This window comes from Hahella sp. CR1 (assembly GCF_029813005.1).
GTDB lineage: Bacteria > Pseudomonadota > Gammaproteobacteria > Pseudomonadales > Oleiphilaceae > Hahella.
The window spans coordinates 223,190-236,901 of record NZ_JAPELK010000001.1 but is presented as its reverse complement, the minus strand read 5'-3'; the positions used below and the strand labels follow the sequence as shown (position 1 = coordinate 236,901).

Annotated in this window: 14 protein-coding genes; 10 read left to right on the top strand and 4 right to left on the bottom strand. The window is 57.7% G+C overall.

The window, feature by feature from the left end; translation table 11 throughout:
- Positions 1-19: 19 nt before the first annotated feature.
- From ONV78_RS01050 to hspQ, 6 genes are all read left to right on the top strand, one after another.
- Complete coding sequence (locus ONV78_RS01050) at positions 20-937, top strand: sugar ABC transporter permease (RefSeq protein ID WP_127974392.1); 918 nt, start codon at positions 20-22, stop codon at positions 935-937.
- Between the two features lies 1 nt (position 938).
- Positions 939-1,784, top strand: coding sequence for a carbohydrate ABC transporter permease (locus ONV78_RS01045; RefSeq protein ID WP_216735405.1), 846 nt, complete (start codon positions 939-941; stop codon positions 1,782-1,784).
- Between the two features lie 54 nt (positions 1,785-1,838).
- Positions 1,839-3,461, top strand: a complete 1,623-nt coding sequence (locus tag ONV78_RS01040; protein WP_279500366.1) for an alpha glucosidase — start codon at positions 1,839-1,841, stop codon at positions 3,459-3,461.
- A gap of 73 nt (positions 3,462-3,534) precedes the next feature.
- Complete coding sequence (gene ugpC / locus ONV78_RS01035) at positions 3,535-4,563, top strand: sn-glycerol-3-phosphate ABC transporter ATP-binding protein UgpC (protein ID WP_279500364.1); 1,029 nt, start codon at positions 3,535-3,537, stop codon at positions 4,561-4,563.
- Between the two features lie 39 nt (positions 4,564-4,602).
- Positions 4,603-5,445, top strand: coding sequence for a helix-turn-helix domain-containing protein (locus ONV78_RS01030; protein ID WP_216735408.1), 843 nt, complete (start codon positions 4,603-4,605; stop codon positions 5,443-5,445).
- Positions 5,446-5,519: 74 nt separating this feature from the next.
- Entirely contained in the window at positions 5,520-5,831 is a 312-nt protein-coding gene (gene hspQ / locus ONV78_RS01025) for a heat shock protein HspQ (protein ID WP_127967948.1), read from the top strand.
- On the opposite strand, the gene ONV78_RS01020 is transcribed toward hspQ, so the two are convergent.
- The 3 genes from ONV78_RS01020 to yeiP form a co-directional block, all read right to left on the bottom strand.
- On the bottom strand, positions 5,828-7,354 hold the full coding sequence (locus ONV78_RS01020) for an ATP-binding protein (RefSeq protein WP_216735409.1): 1,527 nt from the start codon (positions 7,352-7,354) through the stop codon (positions 5,828-5,830). The genes hspQ and ONV78_RS01020 overlap by 4 nt on opposite strands.
- Positions 7,355-7,382: 28 nt before the next feature.
- Positions 7,383-8,516, bottom strand: coding sequence for an ABC transporter substrate-binding protein (locus ONV78_RS01015; protein WP_279500358.1), 1,134 nt, complete (start codon positions 8,514-8,516; stop codon positions 7,383-7,385).
- A gap of 143 nt (positions 8,517-8,659) precedes the next feature.
- The gene (gene yeiP / locus ONV78_RS01010; protein WP_127967951.1) at positions 8,660-9,229 is read right to left on the bottom strand and encodes an elongation factor P-like protein YeiP; all 570 of its coding nucleotides are present in this window, start codon (positions 9,227-9,229) and stop codon (positions 8,660-8,662) included.
- 137 nt (positions 9,230-9,366) lie between these two features.
- On the opposite strand from yeiP, the gene ONV78_RS01005 reads away from it, so the two are divergent.
- Genes ONV78_RS01005 through ONV78_RS00995 form a run of 3 tightly spaced genes read left to right on the top strand, consistent with a single transcriptional unit; the run spans position 9,367 to position 11,778 of the window.
- Complete coding sequence (locus ONV78_RS01005; protein WP_279500355.1) at positions 9,367-11,211, top strand: carbamoyltransferase; 1,845 nt, start codon at positions 9,367-9,369, stop codon at positions 11,209-11,211.
- On the top strand, positions 11,204-11,626 hold the full coding sequence (locus ONV78_RS01000) for an SxtJ family membrane protein (RefSeq protein ID WP_279500353.1): 423 nt from the start codon (positions 11,204-11,206) through the stop codon (positions 11,624-11,626). The genes ONV78_RS01005 and ONV78_RS01000 overlap by 8 nt, the downstream gene beginning before the upstream one ends.
- Positions 11,626-11,778, top strand: a complete 153-nt coding sequence (locus ONV78_RS00995; protein ID WP_279500352.1) for a DUF5989 family protein — start codon at positions 11,626-11,628, stop codon at positions 11,776-11,778. The genes ONV78_RS01000 and ONV78_RS00995 overlap by 1 nt, the downstream gene beginning before the upstream one ends.
- Before the next feature lie 43 nt (positions 11,779-11,821).
- On the opposite strand, the gene ONV78_RS00990 is transcribed toward ONV78_RS00995, so the two are convergent.
- Positions 11,822-12,661: a pirin family protein gene (locus ONV78_RS00990; protein WP_216735414.1), complete on the bottom strand. Its 840-nt coding sequence runs from the start codon at positions 12,659-12,661 to the stop codon at positions 11,822-11,824.
- Positions 12,662-12,792: 131 nt separating this feature from the next.
- Between ONV78_RS00990 and ONV78_RS00985 the strand changes: the two genes are divergently transcribed.
- Entirely contained in the window at positions 12,793-13,689 is an 897-nt protein-coding gene (locus ONV78_RS00985; RefSeq protein WP_216735415.1) for a LysR family transcriptional regulator, read from the top strand.
- The last annotated feature ends 23 nt before the right edge of the window (positions 13,690-13,712 follow it).

Here is a 13,712-nt window from a genome sequence, read left to right as displayed (position 1 = left end):
GCCTGAGGTAAGCGACAAGATGTCCCAGTCGTCCCGACAACGCCAGCGCGCCCGCAGCGCCTGGCTGTTCCTGGCCCCGATGATCTGTACGCTGCTGTTGGTCGCCGGTTGGCCGCTATTACGCACGATCTGGTTCAGTTTTACTGACGCCAGTCTGACAGATCTCAACGCAGCCGAGTTCATCGGCTGGGGGAACTATTTATACAAGGAAGATGGCGAGTGGTACGGCCTCCTGGCCGACGCCGTATGGTGGAAGTCAGTATGGAACACCTTGACGTTCACACTGATTTCCGTGTCGGTGGAACTGGTGCTGGGCATGATCGTGGCGCTGGCCCTGAACGTGAACTTTGCCGGTCGCGGTCTGGTGCGCGCCGCGGTGCTGATTCCCTGGGCGATTCCCACCATTGTCTCGGCCAAGATGTGGAGCTGGATGCTGCACGACCAGTTTGGGATTCTCAACGACATGCTGATGGGAATCGGTCTGATCTCAGCGCCGCTGGCCTGGACCGCGGATGCGGACTTGTCGATGGTGGCGGTGATCATGGTCGATGTCTGGAAGACCACGCCTTTCATGGCGCTGTTGATGCTCGCCGCGCTGCAGATGCTGCCCAAGGATTGTTATGAAGCGGCGAAAGTGGATGGCATTCACCCGGTAAGGGTTTTCTTCAGAGTGACGCTGCCGCTGATTATGCCGGCCGTCCTGGTGGCCGTGGTGTTCAGGGCTTTGGACGCGCTGCGGATCTTCGATTTGATTTATGTGCTGACTTCCAACAGTGAAGACACCATGTCCATGTCCGTTTTCGCCCGCCAGCAACTGGTGGACTTCCAGGATGTGGGATACGGCTCCGCCGCCTCGACGGCGTTGTTCCTGGTGATCGCATTGCTGACGTTGGCCTATCTGTATCTGGGGCGCAAGTACATGCGCGTGGGGGACTGACATGAGCCAGACTGTCGATGCAAAACAGTTGCTGCGTAAAACCGCTTTTTACCTGCTGGTGGCGGTGATCGTGGTGTTTTCCGTGTTCCCCTTTTATTACGCAATTCTGACGTCATTCAAATCCGGCAGCGAATTGTTCGTGGTGGACTACTGGCCGACCTCGGTGCAATGGGGGAACTATATCTCCGTATTCAAAGGCACGGCTTTTGGGGAAAACATCCTCAACTCGGTGATGGTGTCGAGCGCGGTGGTGCTGGTGTCGCTGATGCTGGGTCTGACCGCCGCTTTCGCCCTGGCGCGGATCGATTTCCGCGGTCGCGGGCTGATGCTGATTGCGATTCTGTCGGTATCCATGTTCCCACAAGTGGCGGTGCTGTCCGGCCTGTTCGAAGTCATTCGCGGCCTGGGTCTGTACAACAACCTGCTGGGCCTGGTGCTGGCGTACCTGATTTTCACGCTGCCGTTCACGGTGTGGGTGCTCACCACTTTCATGAAACAGATGCCGAAGGAAGTGGAAGAAGCGGCGATTCTGGATGGCGCGTCCAACCTGACCATTATTTTCCGGGTATTCCTGCCGATGATGTGGCCTGCGCTGGTCACTACCGGACTGCTGGCGTTCATCGCCGCCTGGAATGAGTTTCTGTTCGCCCTGACGTTCACGCTCACCGACGCGCAGCGCACTGTGCCGGTGGCCGTCGCGCTGATCAGCGGCAGCAGCCAGCATGAGCTGCCCTGGGGCGTGATCATGGCCGCATCGGTCATCGTGACCGTGCCGCTGGTGGCGCTGGTATTGGTGTTTCAACGTCGCATTGTGTCCGGCCTCACCGCTGGCGCAGTCAAAGGTTAAACGGGCGCCGCGTGGCGACGCCTGCAGTTATAGATTGTTTTAGGAGTTTCTCTCATGTCGAAGGTTGAGCGGGATTGGTGGCGCGGCTGCACCATTTATCAGATTTATCCGCGTAGCTATCTGGATTCCAACCAGGACGGCATCGGCGATTTGCCGGGCATCGTCAGCAAACTGGATTACATCGCCGGTCTGGGCGTGGACGCGATCTGGTTGTCCCCATTCTTTACATCGCCGATGAAAGACTTTGGCTATGACGTATCCGACTACCGCAGCGTCGACCCCATTTTCGGGGACCTGGACGACTTCAAGCGTTTGGTGGAAAAGTCTCATGCCCTGGGCATGAAGGTCATGATCGACCTGGTGATGAGCCACACCTCGGATCAGCACCTCTGGTTCCAGGAAAGCTCGCAGGATCGCACCAATCCCAAAGCGGACTGGTACGTCTGGGCCGACCCCAAGCCGGACGGCACGCCGCCGAATAACTGGCTGGCCATGTTCGGCGGCTCCGCCTGGGCATGGTGCGCCAAGCGCCGTCAGTACTATATGCACAACTTCCTGAGCAGCCAGCCGGACCTCAACTACCACAATGCGGAAGTACAGGATCAGATGCTGGAGGAAGTGCGTTTCTGGCTGGACCTGGGCGTAGACGGCTTCCGTCTGGACACCGTCAACTACTACTTCCACGACAAGCAGCTGCGCGACAACCCGCCACTGCCGAAAGACGCCAAGAAGACCCTCGGCGCGCCGGAACAGAACCCGTATTCGTTGCAGCTGCATGTCTATGACATCAGCCGCCCGGACAATATTGGCTTCCTCAAGCGTCTGCGTGAGTTGCTGGATCAGTACGAAGGCATCACCACGGTCGGCGAGATCGGCGCTGACGAGCCGCTGAAAATCATGGCGGACTACACCGCCGGCAGCGACAAGTTGCACATGGCGTACACCTTCGATCTGCTGAATGTGTTCCATGAGCCCACCTATATTCGTGAAGTGGTGGAGCGTCTGGAGAATCAGATTGGCGACGGCTGGGCCTGTTGGGCGCTGTCCAACCACGACGTAGTGCGTTGCGCCACACGCTGGGCCAACGGCCGCGATCGCGCGCCTTTCGCCAAGCTGTTGCTGGGTCTGCTGCTGTCTCTGCGCGGTAGCGCATGCATCTATCAAGGCGAAGAGTTGGGACTGCCGGAGGCGGATGTTCCCTATGAGCGCCTGCAGGACCCCTACGCCCTGCCGTTCTGGCCGGAATACAAAGGTCGCGACGGCTGCCGTACGCCGATGGTCTGGGAAAGCGACAAGCCCTACGGCGGTTTCTCCTCCATCGACCCCTGGCTGCCGGTGTCCGAGGAGCATCTGGGGCTGGCGCCGGATGTACAGGAGAAAGATCCGGATTCCGTGCTCAACTTCTATCGCGGCTTTATTCACTGGCGCAAGCAGCAATCCGCACTGAAGGCTGGCGCGATTCGCATGCTGGACGCGCCGGAAGGCGGCTTGCTGTTTGAGCGTAGTGATGAAGAGCAGCGTATCGTCGTCGCCCTGAATATGACCGCGGAAACCATTCGCACTCCTTGTCGCATGGCCAATGTGACGGCGATGAGTGGGCACGGCTACAGCGGCGTGCTGGAAGGCGAAGATATCGTATTGCCGCCGTATCAGGCGTTTTTCGGCGAGCTGAAATAGCTGAGACAAATAGCTGAAATACAAGGCGCGTGGACGCGCCTTTCGGCACAACAAATACAAGAGACGAGATGTTATGGCTGAGCTTAGATTACGCAACGTCAATAAAGTTTTTCAGCAGACCCATGTGCTGCATGACGTCAACTTGCAAATCGCAGACGGCGAATTTGTCGTGTTTGTCGGCCCCTCCGGTTGCGGCAAGTCCACATTGCTGCGCACCATCGCGGGTCTGGAGGACATCACCTCCGGCGAGCTTTATATCGGCGGCGCGCTGGTCAACGATGTGGCGCCGGCCAAGCGCGGGGTGGGCATGGTGTTTCAGTCTTATGCGCTGTACCCGCACATGACGGTGTATGAAAACATGGCGTTCGGATTGAAGCTCGACGGCGCGGGACCGGATGAAATTCGCAGCAAAGTGGAAGCGGTGGCGCAAACCCTGCAGTTGGGCGCGTTGCTCAAGCGTAAGCCGGCGGCGTTATCCGGCGGTCAGCGGCAGCGGGTGGCCATTGGACGCGCTATCGTGCGCGAGCCCAAGGTGTTCCTGTTCGACGAGCCGCTGTCCAACCTGGACGCGTCCCTGCGCGTGCAGACCCGGTTGGAAATCGCCAAGCTGCATGAACGTCTCGGCTCCACCATGATTTACGTCACCCACGATCAGGTTGAGGCCATGACCCTGGCGGACAAGATTGTAGTGATGAATCAGGGACGCATAGAGCAGGTAGGCACGCCGCTGGAACTGTACAACCAGCCTGCGTCTGAGTTCGTAGCCACTTTTATCGGCTCGCCTCGCATGAATATGCTCAAGGGCAAGGCGGCGGAAGATCTCGGCGCCGCCACCCTGGGCATTCGTCCAGAACATCTGCAGGTGCGCATTCAGGGCGAAGCCGGCGACTGGAAAGGCGTGTTGCGCATGGCGGAGCATCTGGGCAGCGACACCTACGTGTATGTCGATGTCGCAGGCGTTGGTGAAATGACGGCGCGCATCGTGGGGGAAATGGAGCTGGAGCCGGGGTGTGAGCTGTACTTGCATGCCCCCTCGCAACATCTTCATCTGTTTGATGCCCAAGGTAAGCCAGTGGACGCTTCGTTGCGCCGCTCAGCCTGACGTTAAGTCAGAGATTAAAACAACAACAAACGTCATCTCATGAAAACAGCAAATGCATCGGCGGCGGCCGCTCCCAGGGGCGGCTCTCCGCACCATTATTTCGGCGCGCTGGCGGACTCTCCCAGTCTGACGGACGCCGCTCATTTTGAAGTCGCCATTTGTTGCGCCGGCGGCGCAGTGCTGTGGGACGCCCGCCGGCGCCTGGTGCTGCAACCATTCAGTCTGGTGTGCTTTTCTTCGCTGCACGGCGCCAAGCAACTGCACAGCGATGCGGAAGCCTGGGGATTACGTTTGTGGTTGCCCTTGTCCTTTCTGGCGGAGCTCTGCATCCCGCACCGGGTGAAACAGAAGCTGCTGCACGGCGAGATTTGCGTGGCGGACGCCGCCAAGGCGCTGGAATCGGAAACCGTCGCGCGTTGGGCGGAAGAGCTGGCCTGTCAGGATGACTATTTGAAAGATCTGGTCTGGGACGAAATAGCCTTGTTGCTGCGGCGTCTGTTCAAAGACGCCTTGGGGCCGGACGCCTGCGTCGCCAGGCCTGCGGCTGAACCCACGGGTTCCTGTCGTCATGTGCACAAGATGGTGGAGTACATGAACGAGCGCTATTGCGAGTCCATCTCCGTCGCGGATGTCGCCGCGCATGTGCGACTGCACAAAAACTTCGCCATGGGATTGTTCAAGCAGGTGCTGGATATGACCATTCTGGAATATCTGACCCAGCTGCGAGTGAATCACGCCGCCCGCTTATTGACCACGACATCCCTGCGCGCCAGTCAGATCGCATTTGAAAGCGGATTTTCCTCCATCACCCGTTTTTACGAAGTATTTGCCCGCAGCTTTAGCCAGTCCCCCTGCGATTACCGTAAGTCGCGGCGGGTGTAAGCGACTCTCCCGCGACTCGACACTGCGTCAGCGCGTCCCGCCAAGCCCGACTATAATTAGGGACAGGAGGGGATATGGCGCAAGCACACTTTTTTGTCGGCCAGTTGGTTGAACATAATTTATTTGGTTATCGCGGCGTGGTGATCGGCGTCGATCCGACGTTTAACCATACCGACGCCTGGTATGAGAGCGTCGCCAAGTCGCGTCCGCCGAAAGATCAGCCCTGGTATCATGTGCTGGTGCATGAGAGCGACCATATGACCTACGTGGCGGAACGCAATCTACGAGTCAGTCTGGATACGACCCAGATCGACCATCCGCTTTTGGGCGCTTATTTTGACCGTTACGACGGCGCGCGCTATTTTCCGCGACACTCCATGCATTAATCCGCCGCGTCCGGCGCAGGCATGTAGGGCAGCTCCAGATAGAAGGTGGCGCCGGTCGGCAGAGTGGAGTTGCTGGAAATTTCCTTGGCGATGGATTCGAAGTAAATCTGTCCGCCCTGCAACTCCACCAACCCTTTCGCCAACGTCAGGCTGAAGCCGGAGCCCAGGGAATCGCTGCTGGCCTCGTCACTGCGCGCCAGCCCTTCGAACAGATAGGGGCGGATTTTCTTGGGAATGCCGGGGCCGTTGTCGCTGACCGACAAGCTGATCAAAGCGCCCTCCCGGCGCAGATGAACGCTGATCTCGCCGCCTTTACCGGAATGCCTGACAGCGTTGCTGAGCAGAATATCGATGATCTGCTGCAGGCGCTTTTCATCGCCGCGCACCCAGGCTTCCGCCACCCCGCTTTCGAAGTGCAGGTTTTTGCTGGTTTGATAGGCCTTGTTGCGCCAGATTTCCGTTTGCGTCCGCGTCAGCTTGAGCAGATTGACCGGGCTTAAATTCAGCGAGAGAGAGTGGTTCTGAATCTGGTAGATATCGAACAGCACCTCAATCAATTTTTGCATACGTTCGCAGTTACGCTCCGCAACATGCAGCATGTGCAAGGTCTTCTCCTGTATCTCTCCCGTCAGACCGTTTTTGCACAGCATGACCGCACCCTGAATCGCGGTCATGGGGGAGCGAATTTCCTGCGACACCATGGCGAGCAGGCGGGCGCGCACCGTATTGTCATGAGCGCTGTCTTCCCGCACCTGTTTTAACTGACGGGTCTTCTCCGCTACATTGAAGGTGAGGGAGTTTTGCAGGTCGTATAGAAGTCGACTGTTATCCGAGAATTTCACCAGCGCCCGCGCCACATTGCCGATTTCATCGTTGCGTTGAGTGTGGGGAATGCGCTGTTCCAGATCGCCGTCCGCCAGCCGGGTGATGGCGGCGGTCAGCTCCTCCAGCGGTTGCGTCATCCAGCGGCAGGCGAGGTAAATGGCGACCAGGCAGATAATCAGCGTGGCGCTGAGGGTGACGGAGCGTTCCGTCAGCTTGACCAGCATGGAGCTTTCCACCTGGCTGATATCGATCACAATGTTGAGCGTGCCGATCTCCTTTTCTCCGGCTTGATCCCAGAGCAGCGGCCGGGTGATGCGCATCTGCGCGGCGCCGTCCGACAGCTTGCCGGCGGAGGCGATGACCTCGCCATCTGGATAGCGAATTGCGACCTGCATGATTTCCGGCATGGAGAACAGGTTGTTGACAGCGTTGTTGATAATGTCGAAATCAAAGTTCCAGACGGCGGCGGCCAGCACCGATCGCTGCGCGTCCGCCAGCAGATAGGCTTCCTTCTCCAGGTTGGCAAGTTGCGCCCGGTAGTCGTACCAGGCGGTCACCGCCGCCTCCAGCGCGAACATGGAGACAATGATGATGGAGGTCAGCGTCATCAACCGGCGACGCAGGTAGGCGCTGTGTGGATGACGTTTTTGTTTCCGATCCTTGGAGGGCTCTTCGTTGATGGACTGATCTGGAAGCATTATGTCGTCACGTCTCGCCAAAATGAGTTCACTGCTGCTGAAGCAGCCGTTCTAATGAAAAGTCATACTGCTTGAGTTGAGGATTCAACGCTTTTGAAAAGCGGGTGAAGTCAATTTCACTCCAATTGACGCCGACAATGAACTTTAAATATCTGTCGACGTTTTCCGGCGTGAGCAGCCCCATGTTGGAGTGAATGGACACACCGACGTCATCCGCGAAATCCCGACCATGGTGGTAGTCGTACATCAGCACGAGGCTCCAGGCGCCCTGCATGAAATGGCCGCCGAAAGAACCGGTAAGCTTGCCTTCCCGGATATACTCCAACGCGGAAGGGCTCCAGTCGATGCCGGCGATAAGCAGGTTTTCCCCGGGCTTATAGCCGAGGCTCTGCGCGCCCCGCAGGGAGCCGACGGCGATGGAGTCGTTGGCGGCCCAGATCACCCGGGTGCGAGGGTAGCGTTTCAACAGGCCGACCGCCTGCTTATACGCCAGCTCCTCGTCCCAGCGGGCGGACACCAACTGTTGCAGCTCCACTTCAGGGCGTTCCGACAGGGAGCGATGCAACCCCATTTCCCGTTCGATGGCGGCGTTGTCCGTGGGCGTGCCGCCTATCGCGAGAATGGGCAGCACCTGACCGCCGCGCAGCAGCTCACGAGAGGCGGCGGAGGCGAACAGCATATTGGCGAGGGCGTAGCCGGCGTTTTCATCGTTGGGCAGCATTTGCCCGACCCATTGTTTGAAGCGCTCCCGCGGGTGTCCGTATCGTCGTTCCTGCTCCACATTGAGGCCGGAGTTAAAGATGAAGGAGCGCACCTTGGCCTCCTCCGCCAGCGCCAGCAACTCCGGGGCATTGCCTTTAAAATTCTTGTACATGATGAAGTCTGGCGGGTCGCTGGAGAGAATATGCTTGATCTGCTGGCGCATGAGCAGGCGGTCGTGATTGGCGCTGAATACATCCAGACGGATATTGAGATCTTCCGCGGCGGCGCGGGCGAAGCGAATCACCTCGGACCAGAAGGTGTCGTCACTGCTTTGTGGATTGAAAAACACCACATGCATCGCCGGCGTCATGGACGGGGCGGGGGCGGCATTCGCCAGCGGGGACGCCAACAGCCAAAAAAGCAGCCAAAGCGCGCCTTTGCAGGACAACTTATAGAGCATCGTTTCCGGCCGGACCAAGTTAGAATTCATTCACTCAGTGTAGCCGCAAATCCGGGGATGCGCTTTTAGCGCGGAGAGGGGCGTCAGGGGAGAACGCAGCGACGACGGCGCGTCGCTGCAACGGCGATCAAAGGCGGCGCAATTTAGTCCGCGCGACCCATGAAACGCTTTTCTGCGGTGTGAATTTTGACGCGCTCGCCCTGTTCCAGATATTCAGGAACCTGAATCGTCAGACCAGTGACGAATTTGGCGGGTTTGGTGCGGGCGCTGGCGGAAGCCGCTTTCATGGCGGGAGTGGTTTCGATGACTTCCATTTCCACTGTTTGCGGCAGCTCCAGTGAGATGACCTGACCATCCACCATCAGCACTTGCAGTCCCTGGGTTTCTTCGGTCAGGAACAGCAACTGGTCTTCGATGTCGTTCTTTTTCAGCATGTATTGAGAGAAGTCTTCGTTGTCCATGAAGACGTAATCGTCGGCGTCGATATAAGAGAAAGCGACCTGACGACGCTCCAGCTGAGTGGTGCTCAGCATGTCGTCGCCTTTGAAACTTTCTTCATATTTGAGACCGGTGCGCACATTGCTGAAGCGCATTTTGTACAGGGTGGCGGCGCCTCTGGCGCTGGGGCTGTGCACTTCGATGTCTTTAACAATCAGCAATTGCCCGTTTAAATCAACGACTTCGCCTTTCTTAATCTCACTGGCCCGCGGCATATGGGTGTCTCCGGAAAAAATGGTTGCGCGCATTTTATGGCATCAGTAGTCTTAAGAAAACTATAGCGATAGCAAAGACGGCCCCTTCCCGGCAGGTCATACCTCATACTACGCATAACGGATTGGCTTCCCTTTCAATGACCACGATTTTAGGCATTTCCGCTTATTACCATGACGCTGCGGCGACGCTGGTAAAGGACGGCGTGATTCTGGCCGCCGCCCAGGAAGAGCGATTTACCCGCAAGAAACACGATGCGGATTTCCCCCGTCACGCCATTGAATACGTTCTCGACGCCGGCGGCGTCGCTCTGGACGAAGTGGATAGGGTGGTTTTCTATGATAAGCCGCTATTGAAGTTTGAGCGGCTGCTGGAGACCTATCTGGCGTTCGCGCCGCGAGGTTTCCGTTCTTTCGCCACGGCGATGCCGGTGTGGCTCAAGGATAAGCTATTCCTCAAAAGTGAGTTGAAGAAGGCGTTGAGAGGCCTGTTGCGGGACCCCAAGGCCGCGCTGCCGCAGCTGTTGTTCGCGGAACATCACCAGTCTCATGCGGCCTCCGCCTTCTACCCCAGTCCGTTCGCCAACGCGGCGGTTCTGTGTCTGGATGGGGTGGGGGAATGGGCGACCAGTTCCGTGTGGGTGGGCGAGGGCGCTGCTTTGCGCCCGTTGTGGGAAATCGAGTTTCCCCATTCTCTGGGTCTGCTGTACTCCGCTTTTACCTACTTTTGCGGCTTCAAGGTCAATGCCGGCGAATACAAGTTGATGGGACTGGCGCCCTACGGGGAGCCGAAATACGTCGACTTGATCATGCAGCATCTCATCGATGTCAAAGCCGACGGCACTTTCCGCTTGCACTTGCGTTACTTCGATTTCATGACCGGTCTGCGTATGACCAACCAGCGCTTCGCAGAGCTGTTCGGTCTGCCCCGGCGGGAGCCGGAAGCGCCGTTGACGCAGGCGTATATGGATCTGGCGCGTTCGGTCCAGGCGGTGACGGAGGAGATTGTGTTGCGCCTCGGGCGGACGATCGCCGAGGAGACGGGACAACGTCATTTGTGCCTGGCCGGTGGGGTGGCGCTGAATTGCGTCGCCAATGGCCGCCTGCTGCGGGAAGGCCCGTTTGACGATATCTGGATTCAACCGGCTTCCGGCGATGCGGGCGGTTCTCTCGGCGCCGCCTTGCTGGCCTGGCATCATTATCAAGGCGAACCCAGAACGCGTCCCCTGGCCTCAGGAGAACTGGACGCCATGCAGGGCGCTTATCTGGGGCCACAATACAGTGATGAAGAAATTCAACGCTATTTGACGGAAGCCGGCGCGACCTTTGCGGTGCTGGAAGATGATGCGTTGTACGCGGACATCGCCAGTGATCTGGCTGACGGCCAGGTGGTGGGCTGGTTTCAGGGGCGCATGGAATTTGGACCCCGCGCTCTGGGGGCGAGGTCCATTCTGGGCAATCCGATGGACCCGGCCATGCAGACCAAGATGAATCTCAAAATCAAATTCCGCGAATCCTTCCGCCCCTTCGCTCCTGCAGTGGCGGTGGAGCATTGCTGTGATTATTTCGATTTGGACAAACCCAGCCCCTACATGCTGCTGGTGGCGGATGTTCAGCAACCGTGGCGCAAATCCGCCGAACCGGGCCTTGAGGGGCTGGAGCGTCTGCGCCAGATTCGCTCGGATTTGCCCGCCATCACTCATGTCGACTATTCGGCGCGGGTGCAGACGGTGCATCAGGAAACTAATCCTGAGTTTCATCGTCTAATAAAAGAGTTCGCCAAACATAGCGGCCATCCGGTGTTGATCAACACGTCCTTTAACGTTCGTGGCGAACCGCCGGTTTGTTCGCCGGACGATGCGTTTCGGTGTTTTATGGCGACGGAGATGGATGTATTGGTCTTGGGACGCTGCATATTGCGCAAGGCCATGCAGCCGGAGGCGTTAGTGAATAAAGATTGGTCTCGGGAGTTTGAACTTGACTAACTCAATGCAACAGGACTTTGCCTCCGCTCCGGAAGGGGAACTGAGAAAGTTCGGCCTGGTTATGGCCGCCTTTCTTATTCTGGTGTTTGGATTGTTTTTGCCTTGGGTGTTTGCGTTGAGCCTGCCCCGATGGCCTTATCCGGTTGCGGCGGTGTTCGCCGCCCTGGCGATGGTGAAACCGGGGCTGCTGCGTCAGGTATATGTCCTGTGGATGCATTTCGCCTTAAGGCTGGGCAAGATAAACAGCGCTATCATTCTCGGCGCCGTATTCGTTGTTCTGGTGGCGCCGCTGGGATGGGCGCTGCGGCTTGCGCACAAACTGCAACTGCAAAAGCGCATCGATCCGCTGGCGACCTCTTATCGAACTGTACGCGACGAACCTATTACCCCTGAGTCCATGGAGCGACCATTCTGATGTGGGAATTTCTAAAAGACCTTTGGGCGTTTATGCGACAAAGGAAAAAAGTGTGGCTGTTTCCACTGATATTAACCCTGGTGACGTTGGGCGGCCTGATTGTGATCACCCAGGGATCGGCGGTGGCGCCCTTCATCTATACGTTGTTTTAACGGCGGCGCCCACATGAAAACGGCCTCTTTGGAGGCCGTTTTGCTATGCCGTCAGCTTCCCTTCCTGATAATCCTTCACCGCAGTGAGAATTTCGTCGTGGGTATTCATGACGAAAGGACCGTAATGCGCCACCGGCTCATGTAAGGCTTCTCCCGCAAGTAACAGGAAGTCCGCGCCGCCTTTATCCGCGCTCAGTTGCAGGCGTTCGCCTGGGCCAAGAATGCCGAGCTGGCCTGCCTGCAACACTGAGCCCATGTGCACGCGACCGTTATAGACGTAGATCGCCGCCTGCCGGTCTTGCTCCAGGGGCAGATCCAGCTTGCCGTTGGGCAGCAGGGATATATCGAGCAGGCCGGCGGATTGCGCCAGTCGATTCAAGGGTGAGGTGCTGAAATTATCCTGAATGCGCCAGGAGCCGGCGATGACCCGAATCTCGCCGCAACTCAGAATAATAGAGGGCAGTTCTTCCGGCTGCGCGTCGCGCCACTCCGGCTGCTTCATTTTCTGCGTACGGGGAAGGTTGATCCAGATTTGAAAGCCGTGCATACGTGCGGCTTCCGGTATCGGCATTTCCGAATGGATGACGCCTTTGCCGGCGGACATCCATTGCGCGCCGCCGCTTTTGATGGCGCCCTGGTTGCCCATATGGTCGCGGTGTTCGAAGCCGCCTTCTTTCATATAGGTCAGAGTTTCCAGGCCGCGATGGGGATGTTCGGGAAAGCCGGCGATAAAATCGTCCCGTTCGTCGGAACGGATTTCATCAATCATTAAGAAAGGTTCCAGATCGGTAGCGGAAAATCCTGCGATCCGGGAAATCCTGACTCCCGCGCCGTCGGTCGCCGGGCTGGCGTTAATGATGCGCTTGAGTTCTCGTACAGCCATGGTGGTGTCCTCCCACTCCATTGCATGATTTGCATATCCTGCAAGCAGTCTTCTCATTGTTGCATTATGCATCGTAAAATTCGAAAATAAATTGCAATTATTCGTGTCTAAATTTCGATAAATTAGAATTCATGCCTAAATCAACGTTGGAACAATGGCGTATGCTGCACGCCGTGGTCGCCCACGGCGGCTTCGCCCAAGCGGCGGAGATGGTGCACAAAAGCCAGTCCACGGTGCATCATGCCGTACATAAGCTTGAGGAAATGCTGGGCGTACAGATTCTGCAGGTGCAGGGGCGCAAAGCGACGCTGACCGAGGCGGGAAAACTGCTGCTGAGGCGTTCGGAAAACCTGCTGCAACAGGCGGAGCAGCTGGAATCCGTGGCCTCCGGTCTGGCCCAGGGCATTGAAGCGCACATCCAGATCGCGGTGGAGATTATCTATCCCCAGGAAGCCCTGTATTGCGCGCTGGCGGAGTTTTCCGAGCAGTATCCCAATACTCGCATCGAAATTATCGAAACCGTGTTGTCCGGCGCTGAAGACCTGCTCAAGCAGGGGGTATGCGACTTGGTTATAACTCCATTCGTACCGCAGGGATTCATCGGCGATCTGATTACCAATATTCCGTTTACCCCGGTGGCGAATCCAGAGCATCCTTTGCATCAGCTCAATCGCACCCTGAATAAAGATGACCTGGCCCGACATCGGCAAATCGTCATTCGCGACTCCGGCGCCGTGCGTCGTAATTCCGGTTGGCTGGGCGCGGAGCAACGCTGGACGGTGACGCACATGAGCACCTCGGTGAACATGGTGAAGCGCGGACTGGGCTTCACCTGGCTGCCGGTTTCCTGGGTGGATGCGGATATTCAAAGCGGCGCCCTGAAGGCGCTGCCGCTGCAGGAAGGCGGCGATAGAGAAGTCCCGCTGTATCTGGTCTACGGCGATATGGACAGACAAGGTCCCGCCACGCTTTATCTGGGAAATCAGCTATTGCGACGGGGACGTGAATGGACCAGATTTCCTGAATAGGCCTCTTGGCGCAGCGCCTTGAG